This window comes from uncultured Aquimarina sp., assembly GCF_947496855.1.
Taxonomy (GTDB): Bacteria; Bacteroidota; Bacteroidia; order Flavobacteriales; family Flavobacteriaceae; genus Aquimarina.
Genome location: NZ_CANMED010000001.1, coordinates 905,348 through 924,208 on the forward strand (window position 1 = coordinate 905,348; position 18,861 = coordinate 924,208).

General features: G+C 31.9%; 18 protein-coding genes and 1 other RNA gene. 6 read left to right on the forward strand and 13 right to left on the reverse strand.

Annotated features, from left to right (window positions below; genetic code table 11):
• Nucleotides 1-194 precede the first annotated feature (194 nt).
• The 3 genes from Q0921_RS04010 to Q0921_RS04020 form a co-directional block, all read right to left on the reverse strand.
• Nucleotides 195-746, reverse strand: a complete 552-nt coding sequence (locus Q0921_RS04010) for a DUF4494 domain-containing protein (protein WP_299253631.1) — start codon at nt 744-746, stop codon at nt 195-197.
• A gap of 120 nt (nt 747-866) precedes the next feature.
• Nucleotides 867-3,788, reverse strand: a complete 2,922-nt coding sequence (locus Q0921_RS04015; RefSeq protein ID WP_299253634.1) for an FAD-binding and (Fe-S)-binding domain-containing protein — start codon at nt 3,786-3,788, stop codon at nt 867-869.
• Nucleotides 3,785-4,264, reverse strand: a complete 480-nt coding sequence (locus Q0921_RS04020; RefSeq protein WP_299253637.1) for an Lrp/AsnC family transcriptional regulator — start codon at nt 4,262-4,264, stop codon at nt 3,785-3,787. Before Q0921_RS04020 ends, Q0921_RS04015 begins: the two co-directional genes overlap by 4 nt.
• 160 nt (nt 4,265-4,424) lie before the next feature.
• On the opposite strand from Q0921_RS04020, the gene Q0921_RS04025 reads away from it, so the two are divergent.
• The 3 genes from Q0921_RS04025 to Q0921_RS04035 all read left to right on the forward strand — a co-directional run bounded on the left by Q0921_RS04025 (nt 4,425) and on the right by Q0921_RS04035 (nt 6,527).
• Nucleotides 4,425-5,237 carry a DUF1338 domain-containing protein gene (locus Q0921_RS04025; RefSeq protein WP_299253640.1) on the forward strand — a complete coding sequence of 271 codons (813 nt, stop codon included), beginning with the start codon at nt 4,425-4,427 and terminating at the stop codon, nt 5,235-5,237.
• Between the two features lie 120 nt (nt 5,238-5,357).
• Complete coding sequence (locus Q0921_RS04030; protein ID WP_366519983.1) at nt 5,358-5,849, forward strand: hypothetical protein; 492 nt, start codon at nt 5,358-5,360, stop codon at nt 5,847-5,849.
• 141 nt (nt 5,850-5,990) lie between these two features.
• Nucleotides 5,991-6,527 carry a hypothetical protein gene (locus tag Q0921_RS04035; protein WP_299253643.1) on the forward strand — a complete coding sequence of 179 codons (537 nt, stop codon included), beginning with the start codon at nt 5,991-5,993 and terminating at the stop codon, nt 6,525-6,527.
• Between the two features lie 78 nt (nt 6,528-6,605).
• Here Q0921_RS04035 and bshA read toward each other — a convergent pair whose 3' ends face one another.
• Both bshA and rnpB read right to left on the reverse strand, forming a co-directional pair.
• A complete protein-coding gene (gene bshA, locus Q0921_RS04040) occupies nt 6,606-7,733 on the reverse strand; it encodes an N-acetyl-alpha-D-glucosaminyl L-malate synthase BshA (protein WP_299253646.1) in 1,128 nt (375 codons plus the stop codon).
• Between the two features lie 97 nt (nt 7,734-7,830).
• Nucleotides 7,831-8,143, reverse strand: an RNA gene (gene rnpB / locus Q0921_RS04045) — RNase P RNA component class A.
• A 125-nt stretch (nt 8,144-8,268) separates the two neighbouring features.
• Between rnpB and Q0921_RS04050 the strand changes: the two genes are divergently transcribed.
• Nucleotides 8,269-10,077 carry a DNA polymerase III subunit gamma/tau gene (locus tag Q0921_RS04050; protein ID WP_299253648.1) on the forward strand — a complete coding sequence of 603 codons (1,809 nt, stop codon included), beginning with the start codon at nt 8,269-8,271 and terminating at the stop codon, nt 10,075-10,077.
• A 97-nt stretch (nt 10,078-10,174) separates the two neighbouring features.
• Nucleotides 10,175-10,756 (forward strand): tRNA-(ms[2]io[6]A)-hydroxylase, encoded by a 582-nt coding sequence (locus tag Q0921_RS04055; protein WP_299254745.1) that lies wholly within the window; start codon nt 10,175-10,177, stop codon nt 10,754-10,756.
• A 56-nt stretch (nt 10,757-10,812) separates the two neighbouring features.
• Here the strand turns inward: Q0921_RS04055 and Q0921_RS04060 are convergent, their stop codons facing one another.
• The 6 genes from Q0921_RS04060 to Q0921_RS04085 all read right to left on the reverse strand — a co-directional run bounded on the left by Q0921_RS04060 (nt 10,813) and on the right by Q0921_RS04085 (nt 16,372).
• Nucleotides 10,813-11,538, reverse strand: coding sequence for a DUF6733 family protein (locus Q0921_RS04060; protein ID WP_299253650.1), 726 nt, complete (start codon nt 11,536-11,538; stop codon nt 10,813-10,815).
• 2 nt (nt 11,539-11,540) lie between these two features.
• Entirely contained in the window at nt 11,541-12,419 is an 879-nt protein-coding gene (locus Q0921_RS04065) for an alpha/beta hydrolase (RefSeq protein WP_299253654.1), read from the reverse strand.
• Nucleotides 12,420-12,421: 2 nt separating this feature from the next.
• Nucleotides 12,422-14,005, reverse strand: coding sequence for a class I adenylate-forming enzyme family protein (locus tag Q0921_RS04070; RefSeq protein ID WP_299253657.1), 1,584 nt, complete (start codon nt 14,003-14,005; stop codon nt 12,422-12,424).
• Nucleotides 14,006-14,135: 130 nt separating this feature from the next.
• Complete coding sequence (locus Q0921_RS04075; RefSeq protein WP_299253660.1) at nt 14,136-14,420, reverse strand: acyl carrier protein; 285 nt, start codon at nt 14,418-14,420, stop codon at nt 14,136-14,138.
• Nucleotides 14,420-15,697, reverse strand: a complete 1,278-nt coding sequence (locus Q0921_RS04080; protein WP_299253663.1) for an alanine racemase — start codon at nt 15,695-15,697, stop codon at nt 14,420-14,422. Before Q0921_RS04080 ends, Q0921_RS04075 begins: the two co-directional genes overlap by 1 nt.
• A gap of 129 nt (nt 15,698-15,826) precedes the next feature.
• Nucleotides 15,827-16,372: a nuclear transport factor 2 family protein gene (locus tag Q0921_RS04085; protein ID WP_299253666.1), complete on the reverse strand. Its 546-nt coding sequence runs from the start codon at nt 16,370-16,372 to the stop codon at nt 15,827-15,829.
• A gap of 244 nt (nt 16,373-16,616) precedes the next feature.
• Between Q0921_RS04085 and Q0921_RS04090 the strand changes: the two genes are divergently transcribed.
• The gene (locus Q0921_RS04090; protein WP_299253668.1) at nt 16,617-17,267 is read left to right on the forward strand and encodes a Crp/Fnr family transcriptional regulator; all 651 of its coding nucleotides are present in this window, start codon (nt 16,617-16,619) and stop codon (nt 17,265-17,267) included.
• A 10-nt stretch (nt 17,268-17,277) separates the two neighbouring features.
• Here the strand turns inward: Q0921_RS04090 and Q0921_RS04095 are convergent, their stop codons facing one another.
• Both Q0921_RS04095 and Q0921_RS04100 read right to left on the reverse strand, forming a co-directional pair.
• The gene (locus Q0921_RS04095) at nt 17,278-17,826 is read right to left on the reverse strand and encodes a porin family protein (RefSeq protein ID WP_299253671.1); all 549 of its coding nucleotides are present in this window, start codon (nt 17,824-17,826) and stop codon (nt 17,278-17,280) included.
• A gap of 134 nt (nt 17,827-17,960) precedes the next feature.
• Nucleotides 17,961-18,860 carry an exopolyphosphatase gene (locus Q0921_RS04100; protein WP_299253674.1) on the reverse strand — a complete coding sequence of 300 codons (900 nt, stop codon included), beginning with the start codon at nt 18,858-18,860 and terminating at the stop codon, nt 17,961-17,963.
• Between the last annotated feature and the right edge of the window lies 1 nt (nt 18,861).

Below are 18,861 nucleotides of genomic sequence, written 5' to 3' on the forward strand. Positions count from 1 at the left end.
GATATAAGATTGTGTTATCAATTTGACGATCAATTGAAGAATAAGTTACCAAAAACTTAATTAAAATAACTAACCACAGTATTCTTAAAAAAAGTAAAAAAGTTTTTACATAACACTAAATAGTATAATCATAAAAACTTTTTTACATAGATCAGTTCCATATTAGGTTTCTAGAACATGAAATATAAAGAAAATTATTCTTCCTCTTCTCCTATAAAACCGGGAGCTGCAGGTACGTTTTCATCGATTTCTACTTCTTCTACAACTGGAACAGAATCTCGTAATGCTTTAAATTTTTCTAATTGATCTTCTTCTCCGGTAAAATAAGGAAACACATCCATAATTGGTGATTCTGTAATAGCCGGTATGGTATAATCTCCTGTAGTACCTTTCATCATACTATTCGTATTATCAAAAGCTTCTTTTACATCATTTGCTTGTACTAAAAGGTACATATTCGTTTTTCGCTCTTTACCACTTTCTTCATCATAAGCGATTAAAGACACCTTAGATTTAAACCAACGATCAGAATTCTCAAACGGGTGTATCTCTGCGAAATTTGCAACTTTTATATTAGTGATTTTAAATTCTTCGCTAACATAAGCCGCCATTTCTTCATTAATTCTAGTTTCTGCTTCTGTATAAGATACTGCATCAACCAGATAAGGCTCTGTAGTAACCTTCTGTACTCCAGAATCGTTTATTTTTCTATACTTTACTTTACATTCATACCAAGTAGCGCTCATATATTTACTTTTTTAGGATGCCAAATATAAATCTTAAAAAAAAATCTGAACACGAATTATATCAATAGATATTCACAATTTTAAAATGACTTGATTTTAAGCGAATTATATCCGATAAAACTATAACAAAGCATTTTTTAAAACACTTACAGGATGTAACGCAATGCGTTGTGTCCCATCTTTGATTTGATGTCTGCAACTAGTTCCCACAGCAGCAATAATAGTTGTTTCTGAAGCTTTTCTAACAGCTGGAAACAGTGTTTGTTCTCCTACTTGCATACTGATATCATAATGTTCTTTCTCATATCCAAAAGATCCAGCCATACCGCAGCATCCAGATGGAATTATAGTGACTTTAAAATTTTCTGGGAGGTTAAGATATACAAACGTTGTATGTATATTCGAAAGTGCTTTTTGATGACAATGTCCGTGTAACTTTATTACTCTTTCTTTTTTAGTAAACTGATCCGAAGTAATATTGCCTACTGCAATTTCAGATTTTAAAAATTCATCAATAAGGAAAACATTTTTGGAAAGTGCTTTGGCATCTACCTTCTGATCTGCTAATCGGAGGTATTCATCTCTAAATGTTAATATCGCTGAAGGTTCTAAACCAATTAGAGGTATTTCATCCGAAATCAGATTATCAAAGACACTTACATTATGATTTGCCAAAGCTTTGGCCTGTTTTAATAAACCTTTTGAAATAAAAGTTCTACCACTTTCTTTGTGCTTAGTGATTTTTACTTCATAATTCAATTGAGTAAGTAATTCTATAGCATCAATCCCGATATTAGAATCTAAATGATCGGTAAACTCATCTATAAAAAAATAAATAGTTTTAATAGATTTCTTTGGTTGGATTGATGCTAAATTTTTACTGCACCAATTCCTTAGAGATTGTTTACTTAGTAAGGGTAGATTTCTGTATTTAGCTATACCCAATGTAGATTTTAGAATTCCAGAAGTAATTGGATTTTTAAAAACGAAATTTGTTAATCCAGGAGCAATTCTTCCTAGGTTATTTAATTTATTATTATATGCAAATAATTTAGTTCTTAATGAAACTCCATTCTCCTTTTGATATTGATATTCAAATTCCGCTTTTAATGTTGCCACATCCACATTAGACGGACACTCACTAGAACATCCTTTACAACTAAGACACAAATCAAAAACTTCTTTTAATTCCTTTTGATTAAATTTATTCTCATTCGTGCTATTGGTTAACACTTCTCTTAGAGCATTTGCCCTACCCCTAGTAGTATCTTTTTCATTTTTAGTTGCTCTATAACTTGGACACATAGTACCGCCTGCTTCTACAGATTTTCTACAATCTCCACTACCGTTACATTTTTCAGTTGCTCTAAGTATTCCCTGTGAATCTGTAAAATCAAACAATGTTTCTATTTCCGGTTCTTCACGATCAATTTCATATCGCAATTGTTCATCCATAGCATAGGCATCTACAATCTTACCTGGGTTAAAAATACTTTTTGGATCAAAAACGTTTTTAATTCGCTTTAGTAATTCATAATTCTCTTCCCCAATCATAAAAGGAATATATCCTGCACGTACGATTCCGTCCCCATGTTCTCCACTCATGGATCCTTTATACTTCTTTACCAAAGCAGCTACATCATCCGTTATTTTCTTAAAAAGCACCACGTCTTCTTTCTTCTTTAAATCAAGAATAGGTCTCAGGTGCAATTCTCCAGCACCAGCATGTGCATAGTACACAGCTTGCTGGTCGTGTTTCTTCATAAGTTCAGAAAACTCGGCAATATAATTAGCTAAATCAGGCAAAGCGACCGCTGTATCTTCTATACAAGCAACTGCTTTTTTATCACCTACAATATTACCTAATAGCCCCAACCCCGCTTTTCGAAGTTCTAAAGCCTGATTTATTTCTTCACCCAATAAAATGGGATTTGTATATGATAAGTTAGAATTATCCAAAGTAGACAAAAGTGCTAACTTTTGTTTCTCAAGATTTTCTTTAGTGTTAGCTCTTAGTTCAAGCATTAAAATTGCCTGAGGATCTTCTTTTATGAAAAAACGATTTTTAAGCTGTTCTATATTATTCCTAGTACAATCCAAAATCGTTTTATCCATCATCTCGCAAGTAAACAATGCATGTTCCATTACGGGTGCTACAGCATTAAGACAATCTTCAATAGAGCGAAAATGCGAGGCAATCATCAATGATTCTTGTGGAGGTAATTCATCCAATTGTAATGTAATCTGAGTGGTAAAAGCCAGTGTTCCTTCACTACCAGATAATAACTTACACATATTAAAACGATCCTTTTCATCAGAAAAAATATCTGATATTAAAAGCTCATCAATAGCATATCCAGTATTACGTCTGTGTATCTCCTTTTTCGGGAAACTATCAACTATACGCTTTTGTATATCCTTTGGTGAAAGCTCTTCAAAAATAGTTTGATATAGCTTTCCTTCTAGAGTATTTTGACTCATTTTGAATTCAAAATCTTCTTTAGAAATATCTGTAAAAACAGCTTCACTACCATTAGACAATAAGGTTTGTAATTCAATTACCTTATCTCGAGTTACTCCATATTGTATGGAAGTCGTTCCACTACTATTATTACCAACCATTCCGCCAATCATGCATCGATTAGAGGTAGATGTATTTGGACCAAAAAACAAGCCATATGGTTTTAAAAAACGATTAAGATCATCTCTAATAACCCCAGGTTGAACGGTTACTGTTTTATTAATTTCATCAACAGAAATTATGTTAGTAAAATATTTAGAAATATCCACTACGATACCTTCTCCAACACATTGTCCTGCTAAAGATGTCCCGGCCGTTCTAGGAATTAAGCCGCAATTATGAATATTAGCAAAATCAATAATTTTCTTTATATCTGATATATTCTTTGGAAACGCTGCCGCAGCAGGAATCCTTCGATATACCGATGCATCAGTTGCATATAATGACCTTGTAAGTGAATCAAATCTCAATTCTCCATCTAACCGATCTTTTAGTATTTTAAGGTCAGTTTCTCTAATCATAATTGTATTCCTTTTACTAATGAATCTAAGGTAATTTGTCTTTTAAAATTAGTGTCAAAACAAATGAAACTATCAGTTCCACCTACTCCTTCAATTTGATGTACCTGTTCATATAATATATTACGCAGATGATGATTGTCGTATGCAAATATCAGAATAAAAAGTGCGTAATTTCCGGAAACATAATTGCATTCTAATATTTCCGGTATTTTAGCGAGATCATCAACAACAGATTTAGCATATCTAGCTTCTTTGAGTCGAATACCTACATAAGATTTGGTCTTATACCCTATCTGTTTTTCATCGATTACAAATTCTGCTTTATGTATTACACCATTTTCCTTCAACTTTCGGATTCTTTGATGTACTAAAGAATTAGAAATCTTTAATTCTTCCGCAATTTGAGAAAAAGGTTTTCTAGCATCTTTACGGATCTGCAATAGTATCTGTTGATCTATATAATCAAAATGATTCATAAATAGTGAAATTTAGAAAGATCTATACTCAAACAAGAAAGCTTGTTTTAAAGCAAAATCAATTTGACTTAAAATAAAACAATAATTAATAAAATCAATTATCTTAATTAATAAAATTAGTCAAAAATAGTACTTTCACATCAAAAATAAACAGACAAAAATGAATTCTACACTTTTTTTATCAGCGCTATGGAAACAATATGTAAGTAAAACTCCATCTGCATATAAAGTGAACTCACTTCTGGAAGGAGAAGGAGAAACTATTTTTAATGATCATATCGCTATTAGAACCTTTGATGATCCCAGAACAGATATAGAGATAATTGCTAAACCATTTATAGGAATGGGATATAAAGAAAAGGGTGAATATCATTTTGAAACCAAGAAACTATATGCAAAGCACTACGAGCATATTGATAATCCAAACGCACCTAAAATATTTATAAGTCAACTATTAACTCATCATTTCTCTGAGGAATTACAACTGACAATAAAGGGAATACTAGATAATTGTGATAGTAATATCTTCAATGAAAATGATCTCATTTTAAAAGGTAGAGTTTGGGAAACACCTTCTTATGAAATCTACAAAGAATTACAAGAAGAATCAGAATATGCCGCGTGGATGTATGTTAATGGATTTTGTTCTAATCATTTTACAGTGAACGTTAATAAACTAAAAGGATTTGAAAATTTAAGTAGTTTAAACGAATTTCTAAAGAATAATGGTTTTGTAATGAATTCTTCAGGAGGAGAAATCAAAGGTACTCCTGCTCAATTATTAGAACAATCTAGTATCCTTGCTGACAAAGTAGAGGTTGAGTTTATAGAAGGAATTAAGGAAATTACTTCTTGTTATTATGAATTTGCCTATCGATACGAACAACAAAACGGACAACTCTTCTCTGGATTTATTGCAAACTCGGCAGATAAAATTTTCGAAAGTACCGATATGAAACTCCAAGAAGTATAGAATACACTTAATTTTTATTAAGAATTCGCTAACTAAATTAACAAAATATTAAGTAATCTTATTGCATTAAAAAATTAGATCAGACGTTATATTGAGATAACAATAAAAAACAACATTATAATGATGAAGCGTATTTTTATCTTTTCCACATTATTACTAGCTTCTATTTTCAGTTTACAAGCACAGGATATTCCAGAACATGCAGTTGGTTTACGACTGAGTGAAAGTGACGGGTTTTGGGCAGAAGCTACTTATCAAGCTAAATTAAGTTCCGATACCAGAATCGAATTGGATCTAGGAGTTCAAGGAAGAAATCAATTTAGTGCCTTGAAGCTTACAGGAATGTATCAATGGGTATTTAATATAGATGGAGGTCTTAATTGGTACGTAGGCCCAGGAATCGGTGGTGGATTAGTAAATTTCGATGATGACCTTGATAATAGAGGTGATTTGGAAACTTTTGGTTTTGTAACAGGTGACGTAGGTATCGAATATAATTTTGATTTCCCATTAATGATTTCGTTAGATTTCAGACCAGAAATTTATTTCGATAATTATATTGAAGAGGATATCATATTTAATCTAGGTCTTAGTGCTAGATACAAGTTCTAGTATATCGTAAATAAAATTACAAACTAAGAAAACCCTGAACTTGATTGTTCAGGGTTTTCTTTTTATAAAAAAAAATGGTTTATATGTTAACCTATTAATTCTAAATGACACAAAAAGGTAAATTAAAAAAACCTTATAATCATGAAGAAATTATTTTTTGGAGTACTCCTAATCGCAACAAGTATTAACTTACTAGCTCAGGATATCCCTAAAAGTGCCATTGGCATCAGAATATCCGAAGGTGTAGTAGGTGACGAAGGATTTGGTCCAGAAATCACATATCAACGACAAATGTTCGGAGAACATAACCGAATTGATGTTAACCTAAGTTGGAGAACCAATTCATTTATCAACACCTATCGCGGAGGTGGTTATTTTCACTGGAGCTATAATATTTGGGATAACTTAAATTGGTTTGCAGGCCCAGGAATTGGTGCTGGATATATTGATTTTAAAACCAGCCTCTTTGGTATAGGAATATCTAACAATAGAGATAGTGAATTCTTTCCATATGTAGGAGCAGATTTTGGAGCAGATTATCGTTTTGATTTCCCGTTACAGGTAGCCTTTAGCATTCGTCCTACCTATGATATTCATAATATAGAAAACTCAACAGGATTTAACGATGTCGATAATTTCGGAGTAAATGTTGGTATCGCAGCAAGATATACCTTTTAATTACCCTTGTAGATCAATTGATTTGATTTATGTTTAGTTGTAAAGCACTATTGATTAAAACACAATGGTGCTTTATTTTTATACTGTCGCTAATGCACTCTCATACAGCTCCACATACATAGGAACAATATTATCTATATCAAACCTCAATGCTTGACTAAATGCTCCTTCTTTAAAGGTATTTAGAGTGTCGTCATCTTGAAGAATTCGGATTGCATTTTCAGACATTTCTTTTACGTTGCCAACATCACTTAAATAACCCGAAACTCCTTCAACGTTAACTTCTGGAATACCACCTGCGTTACTAGATATTACAGGTACTTTATTCACCATAGCCTCCAGAGCCGCTAGTCCAAAACTTTCTCGTTCTGATGGTAACAGGAATAAATCGGAGAAACATAATATTTTATCAATCTCATTACTATTACCTAAAAAGATGACTTTATCTTTAATTCCTAATTCTTTACATTTTTTTTCTGCAGGTTCACGTTCCGGTCCATCACCGACCATCAATAACTTAGCAGGAAGCTCTTTCTGAATATTATAAAATATATCTACAATATCCATAATTCTCTTTACCGGTCTAAAATTACTAATATGAGTAACTATTCTTTCTTCTGAAGTTGCCATTAATTCTCTCTGACAATCTGTAAAATTAGTTTTACGAAGACTGGCATCAATAAAATTAGGAACTACTTCTATATTTTTCTTAATATCAAAAAGTCGTAACGTATCATCCTTTAGACTTTGTGAAACAGATGTAACAATATCACTATTATTTATACTAAAAGTAACTGCAGGCTTATAAAACGGATGATTACCAACCAAAGTAATATCTGTACCATGTAAAGTAGTTACCATTGGAATATGTATCCCTTCTTCTTCTAACATTTTTTTTGCCATATAGCCTGCATACGCGTGTGGTATTGCATAATGCACATGCAATAACTCGATATCATACTTCTTTATCGTATTTACTAGTTTGCTAGATAAAGCCAATTCATATGGTTGATACTGAAAGAGTGGGTACTCGGGTACAGTAACTTCGTGAAAATGTATATTAGGATTCAGTAATCCAAGACGTACTGGTTGCTTATAAGTAACAAAATGTACCTGATGGTTTAATTTAGCGAGGGCAATTCCCAATTCCGTGGCCACTACTCCACTACCTCCAAAAGTTGGATAACAAACAATAGCAATATTCATAAATACAATTTTCTTTTCATCGCACAATGTACAAGAAAATTAGTATTGCTCCTTGTTAAAGGATTTGTAAAAAAGTTATTTGATTTTTGTAAAAAATAAAAAAAGCAGATCATAAGCCGGATTCTGTAATCCATCTAAGACGGACTCCTTATCATTTATCTAGTATTAACATTACTATCAATATCAAACCGCCTACCCTCCAACATTGAGCGCGCAACTCTTAAGCGTTGGTTTACATGACGTTGCACCGCATAGAGTTTACCTGGTTTCACTACAGCATTACCTGTACATACTTTCTGCTGCACTTGTCCTCATCTCACGACGGACGGGCGTTACCCGCTATGCTGCACTACGGTGTCCGGACTTTCCTCTCTCCGCGTAAAGCGAACAGCGATAAGGTGATCTGCTTGCTGCAAAAATAGAATAATTAGAAAATCTGAATTCATAATTCAGGTTTTTTTTATCTGTTAATAACTCGAGATAAAAACCAAATCCAATAATTCTTTATTTGCAAGCAATTTTTAACTTTGTATCGATGGAACATTTTATAGTATCTGCGCGTAAATATAGACCCCAAACATTTAAGGATGTTGTGGGTCAACAAGCTATTACCAATACGCTGCTTAATGCTATAGAAAATAACCATCTCGCCCAAGCCTTATTATTTACAGGTCCTCGAGGAGTTGGTAAAACATCTTGTGCGAGAATTTTGGCTAAAACTATTAACCAAGAAGGTCACGAAAATCCAGACGAAGATTTTGCTTTTAATATATTTGAACTAGATGCAGCTTCTAACAACTCTGTAGATGATATTAGAAGCCTCATTGATCAGGTCCGTATTCCTCCTCAAGTTGGGAAATACAAAGTATATATTATAGATGAGGTACATATGCTATCTCAAGCAGCGTTTAATGCGTTTCTAAAAACATTAGAAGAGCCACCAAAACACGCTATTTTTATTCTTGCTACTACAGAGAAACATAAAATCATACCAACGATATTATCACGTTGTCAGATTTTTGATTTTAAAAGAATTACTGTTACTGATGCAAAAAAACATCTGATGCAAGTAGCTGAGCAAGAAGGAATAATTGCAGATGAAGATGCTTTACAAATTATCGCTCAAAAAGCAGATGGTGCTATGCGTGATGCTTTATCTATTTTTGATAGAGTTGTAAGTTTTAGCGGAAAAAACCTTACCCGACAAGCAGTTACCGAAAATCTCAATGTTTTAGATTACGAAACCTATTTTAAAACTACAGATCTTATACTAGAAAATAATATTCCTCAATTACTATTAGAATTTAATGAAATTCTTGCTCAAGGATTCGACGGTCATCACTTCATTGCTGGATTAGCATCCCATTTTAGGGATTTATTAGTTTGCAAAAATCAAGCAACTATTAGTCTTCTAGAGGTCGGCGAACAAACGAAAGCAAAGTATCTAGAACAATCACAAAAATCGCCCCATCCATTTCTGATTAAAGGAATTGAACTCGCTAACGATTGTGATCTCAAATACAAAACTAGTCGCAACCAAAGACTCTTGGTTGAACTATGTTTAATGCAACTTGCCTCTGTTCTTACTAAAGACGGAGAAAAAAAAAATGACCAACCCTACATAATTCCACCTAATTATTTTAAGGAAAAAGGAATACAACCAGTTAAAATAGCTCCAGAACTTAAAGAGAAAGCTGAAGAAAAACTAGCTAATGATAAATCTGAAGATGTTACATCTAAAGAAACTTCTGAAATACCTTCTTCGGTACCCAACAAGATAGTAGATAGTGCAACCGAAGAACCTTTATCATCTGCTGATAATTCCGCGCAAACGGCAACCATAAGTGCTACCGAAGAAAATAAGCCTATAGTACAAAAAAGAGAACGTAGAACTTCTGGTTTATCTCTTAGTAGCATTAGAAAGAAAAAAGAACACGAAGAGAAAAAGGTAGACACCATTGTTGATCCCAAAAATCTACCTAGCGATGAATTCACAGAATCAGAAATGCAAACCTTCTGGGAGGAATACGGAAAAATGCAAGATAAAAAAGGGGAACGAATTGTAGGATCAATGTTTGCGATGAATATTCCAACCCTTACGGAAGGTAAAATTCATTTAGAGCTCCCTAACCAATCTATGAAAATAGATATGGAAAGTGCACTTCCTGGATTGTTTCAGTTTTTATATAAAAAACTAAATAATTATAGTATTGCTCTTGACATAAAGGTAAATGAAGAAGCATCTAAAAAATACGCCTTCACCCCGCAGGATAAATATGATAAACTAAGAGAAAAAAATCCGCTAATTGACAAACTACGTTCTGATTTTGATTTGGATATATAATACTATTTCCTTTTCTACAGTTACTATTTTTCACATACCTAATTAGTTTAGGAAACTACAAAACGTTAATTTTGTTTTCCATAAACGAAAAAAGATGATGTTAGGTTTAAAACTTCCAACAGATCCAAGATGGGTCAATATTGTAGAAAAAAATATTGAAGAAATCCTTACGGATCACGCATATTGCGAGCAAAAGGCAACATCGACCGCCATATCTTTAATCGTTAGTTTTCCAGAGTATACAGAATTGGTTCAGGAGATGACTAAACTAGTTAAAGAGGAAATCAGCCATTTTAAAATGGTTCATGATAAGATTATAGAAAGAGGATGGACTCTTGGCAGAGATCGCAAAGATGAATACGTTATTCAATTAATTACTTTTTTCCCAAAAGGTGGCAGTAGAACAACACAATTAGTGCATCGTTTATTATATGCAGCTTTGATTGAAGCCAGAAGTTGTGAACGTTTCAAACTACTATCTGAAGAATTAAACAATCAAGAATTAGCAAAGTTTTATAAAGATCTAATGGTAAGCGAGGCGAATCATTATACCATGTTTCTAAACTTTGCACGCCAATATGGAGAAAGAACAGAGGTCGATAAGAAATGGCAAGATTTGCTTGTATATGAAGCAGACATCATGAAATCTCTTAGTAAAAAAGAAACTATTCACGGATAGTATAAAGCGAGTATAACTTGTTTTTCACACTCGCTTTACGTTTATTTCTATATAATTTATAACGGTATAAATGCAGAAACTTTATAAAACTCATCAGAGGTTCCTGCATCCGTATTTAAGGTTGCTCCTGCTGATATTCTAAAAGCAATTCCTTTATCAAATTTTAGTTTAATCGACCCTCCTAACCACTGATATACTAATAAAGGATCCCCTTCTTCTTGTCGTGTTACTCCAAATGATTCATAAAAAACTCCTAAGACTACGCGCTTACTTACACTTATTCCCGGAGCCATCCAATTTAAAAGATAATCTTTAGTCAAAATACCATCATCTTCTCGTATTGATTTATAATAAGATATATATCCTTCAAAATCAATCAAACCTTTTTGATAGTTTACATATAAACTAGGTACAATACCCTCTCCTATTTTAGTTCCTGTACTATTAGATGAAAACTTACCACTAGTAAAACCAAAAGATGGATTTACATATAAAGATTTATCAAATAACTTAAAACCTAATCCAACCGAAGTTTCTAATAATAAGTCACTTCCAGATGGTAAATTTCCAAAAGACGGATTTGTCCAAAAAATAGTATAAAAAGTAATATCAAAATTTTTATTAGTTTCAAAATTTCCAAAGAAGATAGGGTAAAAACCTGCAACACTATTATGAATTATTTTAGTTGCAAATGTAGTTTTATTCTCTTCTTTTTTTTCCTGAGCATTAGAAGCATGCATTATTAATAGGCATACTAGAATCGTTAATATATTCTTTTTCATAATTAAAATTCTGTTTGTAAAAATTGATTTATTAATGTTGAGGTTTCTTTATGTGTTTCTTCGAGATGCAAATGATGACCTCCTTTAACCCAATACATATTGGCTTTTTTAAACCTCTTAAGCCTTTCGTTAAACATTCCATTTGCGAAAAGCCCCTCTTTTCCTAAAATGATAAGTATATGACAAGATATTTTTTCAATAAAAAGTTGTGCTTGAGTCTCCGTCATTTTATAACATTCTGGTAATGGGATGCGTGGATCATATCGCCACCTGTATCCATAGGGTGTTTGATTTAAAGATCTTTCTACAAGACAAGCAGATGCTTCATATGAAATGGAACTTATATTACTTTTCATTCTATCATGAATGGCTTCTTCCTTGGTCTTAAATTGAGATGTATTTACGGAAGAAAAACCAAACAACTTAGATTTCTTGGCCATTTTAAATTGCTTTACTGATTTTCTAAAATTAGATACTACATCTTCTTCATTAATCACAAAAGGAGCACCTAAACCATCTATAAAAATTAGTTTATCAATGAGCTCTGGCATCGCACTCGCAATTATAGTGGCTATCCCTGTGCCCATAGAATGTGCTAGAATCGAAAAACTCTTCCACTTTAAAATATTTGCTATATTCAATATATCCAATGCATAATCCCATAAATAATAGCATCCATTAAGTGATCGATGATCAGAAAAACCGTGACCTGCTAAATCAATAGCTACCATATATATATCTTCAGGAAGTAAAGGAGCTATTTTATCGAATGTATTCGCATTATCCAACCATCCATGAATAGCAAGCAGTGGTCGACCTCTTTTATCGCCCCAGGTTTTAGCATTTATCTTAAAACCTTCTATATCCAAAATTAACTCCATAGCTAAATGGATATGGTATTGTTAGCTTCTTCTATTATTTTTAATGCCCTTTCTTTTAATACAATTGCATTAAATTTCCCATTTGGGGTTTTGGGTATTGATTCTATAATCTGAATATACTCAGGTACTTTATAATTTTCTAAATTAGAAGAGCAATGTGTTACAATCTCTTTTTCTGTAATTGACTCATTTGGATTAAGAACAATAAAGGCAAATAATGCTTCTCCATAATCCTTATGAGGAACACCAGTTACTAGAACAGCGTTGACTTCTTTAATACTTCCTATAAAATCCTCAACTTCTTTTGGACTTACTTTTATGCCTCTAGAATTAATCATATGATCCATTCTACCTTTAAAATAGAGATATCCATCTTTGTCAATAGCACAATAATCACCTGTATACAATACTTTCTCACTTGGATATTTTCCTGGCCTAAGTTTTTCTGATGTTTTCATTGGTTTATTCCAATACCCTTGCATAACAGTTGCCCCTCTTATTACCAATTGACCTATTGTATTTGGAGTAGCTATTTTGTTATCATCAGAATCCACTAACCAGAGTTCAGTATTCGGAATAGCAATACCTACGCTATCCGGTTTATTCTCAACATCTTCTGGTGGTAAATACGTACATCTCTTACATTCTGTTAGGCCATACATTGAAAATATTTGAGCTTTTGGAAATATGTTTTTGATCATATTAATATTACTTCCCGTAAGGGCTGCTCCAGTATTTGTAACAGAACGAATACTTGTTAAATCAAATTCATGTTTTTTACTTTGTTCAAACAATAACATAATCATTGTTGGCACTGCGGGGAGTATTGTTGCTCTTTCTTTTTCTATTTTTTTTAATAGAAATATGGGCCAAGTGGATTCTTTTTCTAATACTAATGTAGCTCCTACAGAAATACTCATAATCATTTGATATAAACCATAATCAAATGATAAAGGCAAAGCGCATAAGATTTTATCCGTTTTATTATAACCTAAATAACTATTTAATGAATTGGTAGCGACTATCATATTTTGATGAGTTAACATCACTCCTTTTGGCTCACCTGTAGAACCAGATGTATATATGATAGCTGCTAAATCAATACTTATCAGACCAGAAGAAACTATTTGTTTTTCTGTTTTATTTAATACAGTCTTGAAATCAACAAATAACCCTTCTTCTAGCCTTATAGATTTATTAGGTATAATAACTTTTTTAAGTTTAGACTTGTTTAATAGTTCTTTATTCTGAATTGCTATATCTTCATTGGTAATTAAAACTATCGCGCCAGAGTCATTAAGTATATATGCTATTTTATTGGGTTTTAGTTCAGTTCCAATAGGAATGACAATAGCTCCAATTTTTAGAACTGCCCAGAAGGAGATAACGGTTTCTAAGGCATTTCCTAATTGAAGTACAATACGATCGCCTCTATCAACACCAATACTTTGAAAATATTTGGCAAGTGAATCTGATTGTTTATTTATATCAGAAAATGTACATCTTTCTTCTCCGAATACGACAGCTATTTCGTTAGGATATAGGCATACAGATTCTTCCAAGAAATTTTGAATTTTTGGTATCATTATAAAATATTTATGAGTTGAATTAACAAGTGGCTTATTGATATTCAGAAAACAACTGGAATATCAATAAGCACTTGAATTAAGGAGACTAAGAGTCTCTTTATAATAGTTAGAATGGAAATCTTATACGTTATAAAACGGAAACGTTTGTGTTCATCTCGGTAAGCACGTATTCGTAAATTGTCTGTAACGTATTGAAATGTTTGGCTTCTATGTTATCAGGATTTACCTCGAAACCATTAATATTATCTTCTAAATATGTTAGAAAAAACATAGATGAGAGTGAATCAATCCCTAAATCATTTTTAAGATGAGATTCTATTAAGATATCTTCTTTGGTTATATTCGGAATACTATCTAGTAAACCATCTTTTATTATATCTAAAATTTTATCAGTATCCATTATCGTATCCATTAACTTAAGATTAGTTCTTCTTGTTTAAAATTTACTAGTATTTGCTTATTTACAATATCTTCTGTTGTATCACTGCCTCTAATAAGATAGGTTTCTCCTCGATATAATAATATCTCAGCAGGAAACCCATGGCTATGAAAAAGCCCTGGAGAAGATGTAGGACCATAAGCTCCTGACAACTCAACTAACAAAATATCAGATACATTTACTTTATTAAGTATAATATTGCGCCCTATAATATCATCCGGGCTACATAATGGTCCCGAAACTTGATATTTATCCACAACATTATCATCGGAATTTGATATATTTTTCATTGGAAAATTTCTTTTTACAACTCTTCCTGAACCAGCCGCCGCAGAATGACAATTGGTTCCACCATCGGTTACTACAAAAGTTTTTCCATGATTAAATTTCATGTTATTCACTTTAACAGCCATAGCGCCTGCGGTACCAATTATAAATCTTCCAGATTCCATTATAATTCTAGTCTTGGGGAATTTTTTATTAAAATTATCAAATAATGGAACCATCAGATTTCGGAATTCCTTAAGATCTAGTTCTTCTTGATTATTAAAATATGGAATTCCCATTCCTCCTCCTACATCAATCATAGTGAATTCGCAATTGTTTTTTTGAACAATCTTTTCATATAATTCTAAAATATATTTAGTGTTTTCATATACTGATTTAGCTTCTAGAATGTTTGTTCCGTTATACACGTGGATTCCTCTAACATTTACATTAGGGGTCTTTAAATAAATTTCAAAATTTCGAATGGCTTGCTGCTCTTCTATTCCAAAATGAGTTGGTCTACCTCCCATTTTCCAAGGTGATCCTTCTGCAGAAAAGTCTGGATTAATACGAATAGCCACATTAGCAGTAACTCCTAATTCTCTTGCAAAAGAAGATACTCTTTCTAATTCTATTTCAGATTCTATTACTATAGCAAATATGTTTAATGCAATAGCTTTTTTAAGCTCATCATCTTTTTTACAAGGGCCTAAATATATAATATCCTGTGTAGCCGTTCCTGCTTTAAGAGCAATCTCCATTTCTGTAATAGAACATACTTCGGTGCAAGCTCCTTGCTCTCTTAGCAATTTTACCAGAGAAACATTTGGATTTACTTTAAGCGCATAAAATACATCCACACAAGGAGGCAAAGCATCAACTAAATTTTGATAGTTGGTAATCAACTGTTCTCCGTCATAAAAATATGTAGGTGTACCATATTTTTCTACAGCAGATATAATTTCTTTATTATTGTTTTTCATTTTTTAATAGTTATCAGTAGCAAACAGGACATACAAGTTTGACCACATTAAGACATACTACTCCATTGAATACTATGTTCTTATTAATTATTGAGTTTTTAAGAGTGTTTTTAAGAAAAGTGTGATATTCTATTTATCAGAATTAAACATATCATACTCTATAAGCCATTGACCTTTTTCTTTTTTCCATAGAATCACATAAGATCCTTCAAAAATGTGCTCTTCTTTTGAATCTAAATATCCTAGCATATGACATCTTTGAAATGCGACATCCATTTTTCCAAAAAACTGTAATTCATCTTGAAAAAATTGAACCCTATCTACTGATTTTACACTTAGAGAAAATTCTTTTTCAATTTGGGTTCTACCGGTTTTTGGTTTGACTCCTGGTTTCATAAAAACGGCACCTGTGCTCGTATATTCTTCCGAAATTCCTTTTGGATCTTTATTCCTCCATTTTGATTCGAAACGACGATCTGCCTTATCAATAAGTTTTGCTTCTTTTAGAAGGTCTTTTTCGGTAATATTTTCATTTCCGAAATAACTAACTACAGAATCTTTGTATTTAATCTTAGCTTGAGTTGATTTCGCTATTACCAAAAATGATGATGATAAGGTTAAGATAAAAATTCCGATAAAAAACGTCCAAGTTGGTTTTAGACTAACTGCTTTCATAACTGGTTTGAGTTTAAGAGTTAAAAATTAATATTTATAAGGTTCGAAATTATAACGGTATCATTTTCTTAGTTATAAACATTCTAACACAAACTCTACTTTATTATCGTTATGAGTATTAACAAATGACATAATTACCATAAAAAAAATATGTATAAATGATAATCAAAAGTGATTGTATACGTTAAATCGATATTATTTTAACATTTCATAAAGATTTACTGTAAAAAATCAAAAAAAAAGAATGTATATCAATTTATTAGATGGCCTCATAAAGGCTGATCAATATAAGCAGAACCACTACACTCAAAAAGAAATTATAACCAATCCAGAATGTATATGTAACAAATTCTATATTATTAAAAATGGAGTAGTAAAAGTTAGTAGTCTTACAGAAAAAGGAGACGAAATAATCTTATTCGTACTAAGTAAAGGACAAGTTTTCGGTTCGAACCCCATCATAGAAAATTCTTATATCAATTATTTCTGTGAATCACTTAATGAGGGAACGATATTATATGAATTTGATGTTCAGTATGTAAAAAAATTTATAACAGAAAATCATTCCAAGTATAAAGATATACTAGCAGTTTTAGGAAACCAATATTACCATTTAGAACAAAGAATACGAACATTATGCGATAATAGTGCAGAACAACGATTAATAAATGTCCTATTGGAATTCAAAGAAAAGTTTGAATCAATATCCGATAACGAAGAAAATATTATTATTGATATGCCGCTCAATCAAGAGGAAATTTCTAATTATATTAGAGTAACAAGAGTGACTATAAATAAAATAATTAATAAACTTAAAAAAGACCTCCTAATCGAATCAAATCAAGAAAAATTAATTTTAAAAAAAAGCTTTTTTGACTATCAGAAGGAATTTTAAGAAATAGTAGTTATAATCTATAACCAACAGATAATTGAATATTGCGGTTTGTACCATCTATATTCACACCAGCTCCATCATCAAAAACATTAGAAAACCCTAAAGCATAACGAAGATCTACAAAAAAGTTATCCGTAATATTAGCTCCAATTCCAATTACTCCAGCAAAATCAAACGTACCAAAATCAGTATCACCGGATTGGTTATCTTCCCATTCCCATATCTTAAGTCCAACTTGTGGCCCTAATTGAACATTAAAAAGATCAGTGATATTATATTTAAACATTACTGGTAATTGAAGGTAATTAACTCGTAAGTCTCTATCCTTATTTCCTTGTCCAGAATACTGAAATTCAGGTTGTAACCTTAACTTATCCGTTAACCTATAGTCCGCAAAGAAACCTACCACAACACCTATTCTACTCTCATCCAAATCCCCTGTAATATCATCAGAACTTATAGAACTTAAATTTGCTCCTATCCTAATTCCATATCTAGATTCCTGAGCATTAACGGTAATAATTGCGATTAAAAAAGTAAAAAGTAAAATTTTATTCATAGCATAAGAATTTAATAATATTTGGTTACAAGAACAATTTAAGACAAAAAAATGATTTTTTTAAATCTTTCAATTTTAATAGGTGAAATTTTTCTTGTAAATATTGATGAACAGATCAAAAAGACGATGAAATACTAGTCTTCATTTAATTTTTCACTATAAAGTGATTTTATAATTCCATCAGAAAGACCAATTTTAGGAACAAAAATTTCCTGAGCACCACTCCATTTCATGGCTGATAAATATATCCTAGTGGCAGGTAAAATTACATCTGCTCTATCTTGATTCAGGTTTAACTCCCATATTCTCTCTTCATATGACAACGAATTCAATAAATCATAATAAGAACTTAGATATAAAAATGAAAGAGGTTTGCCATTACTTTTTCCACTATTTTTAAAAATATTATTTATGTTCCCTCCAGATCCGATCAAAGATAACCTAGAATATCCTCTAGTCACATTTTCTATCCATTCTTCTACTTCTTTCCAAGTACTTTCGGAAACAACATTGTTTAACAACCTTACTGTTCCTAATTTAAACGACCTGGAAGTAACCGTTTTACCATTATGATATAAAGTAAACTCAGTACTACCACCACCAACATCAACATATAGATAAGTTGCATCAGAATTAATTAAATCATGAAGATCTGTCATCGCTATAATTGCTGCTTCATCAGTACCATCAATAATATCGATCTTTATTCCTGTTTTTTCTTTAATTAGATCGGCTACTTCTTTTCCGTTTTCTGCTTCTCGCATTGCAGATGTAGCGCAAGCTTTATATCTAATTACTTTATGCGTTTTCATCAAAAGATGGTATGCCTGCATAGCATCGATCATTCTGGTAATATTCTCTTCAGAAATTCTATTGGTCAAAAAAACATCCGCGCCTAATCGAATAGGTACACGAACTAAACTGGTTTTTTTAAACCGAGTAGTTTTTCCATTTTCTTCGTGGACACTACTGATCAGTAATCTAACTGCATTGGAGCCTATATCAATGGCTCCATATTTTTCTATAGTCAACAAA

Coding starts and splice junctions, on each gene's coding strand:
- Q0921_RS04095 (WP_299253671.1), bottom strand. CDS start 17,826: ATGAATAAAATTTTACTTTTTACTTTTTTAATCGCAATTATTACCGTT.
- Q0921_RS04085 (WP_299253666.1), bottom strand. CDS start 16,372: ATGAAAGCAGTTAGTCTAAAACCAACTTGGACGTTTTTTATCGGAATT.
- Q0921_RS04015 (WP_299253634.1), bottom strand. CDS start 3,788: ATGATTAGAGAAACTGACCTTAAAATACTAAAAGATCGGTTAGATGGA.
- Q0921_RS04050 (WP_299253648.1), top strand. CDS start 8,269: ATGGAACATTTTATAGTATCTGCGCGTAAATATAGACCCCAAACATTT.
- Q0921_RS04060 (WP_299253650.1), bottom strand. CDS start 11,538: ATGAAAAAGAATATATTAACGATTCTAGTATGCCTATTAATAATGCAT.
- Q0921_RS04035 (WP_299253643.1), top strand. CDS start 5,991: ATGAAGAAATTATTTTTTGGAGTACTCCTAATCGCAACAAGTATTAAC.
- Q0921_RS04065 (WP_299253654.1), bottom strand. CDS start 12,419: ATGGAGTTAATTTTGGATATAGAAGGTTTTAAGATAAATGCTAAAACC.
- Q0921_RS04025 (WP_299253640.1), top strand. CDS start 4,425: ATGAATTCTACACTTTTTTTATCAGCGCTATGGAAACAATATGTAAGT.
- bshA (WP_299253646.1), bottom strand. CDS start 7,733: ATGAATATTGCTATTGTTTGTTATCCAACTTTTGGAGGTAGTGGAGTA.
- Q0921_RS04080 (WP_299253663.1), bottom strand. CDS start 15,697: ATGAAAAACAATAATAAAGAAATTATATCTGCTGTAGAAAAATATGGT.
- Q0921_RS04010 (WP_299253631.1), bottom strand. CDS start 746: ATGAGCGCTACTTGGTATGAATGTAAAGTAAAGTATAGAAAAATAAAC.
- Q0921_RS04030 (WP_366519983.1), top strand. CDS start 5,358: ATGATGAAGCGTATTTTTATCTTTTCCACATTATTACTAGCTTCTATT.
- Q0921_RS04020 (WP_299253637.1), bottom strand. CDS start 4,264: ATGAATCATTTTGATTATATAGATCAACAGATACTATTGCAGATCCGT.
- Q0921_RS04075 (WP_299253660.1), bottom strand. CDS start 14,420: ATGGATACGATAATGGATACTGATAAAATTTTAGATATAATAAAAGAT.
- Q0921_RS04055 (WP_299254745.1), top strand. CDS start 10,175: ATGTTAGGTTTAAAACTTCCAACAGATCCAAGATGGGTCAATATTGTA.
- Q0921_RS04070 (WP_299253657.1), bottom strand. CDS start 14,005: ATGATACCAAAAATTCAAAATTTCTTGGAAGAATCTGTATGCCTATAT.
- Q0921_RS04090 (WP_299253668.1), top strand. CDS start 16,617: ATGTATATCAATTTATTAGATGGCCTCATAAAGGCTGATCAATATAAG.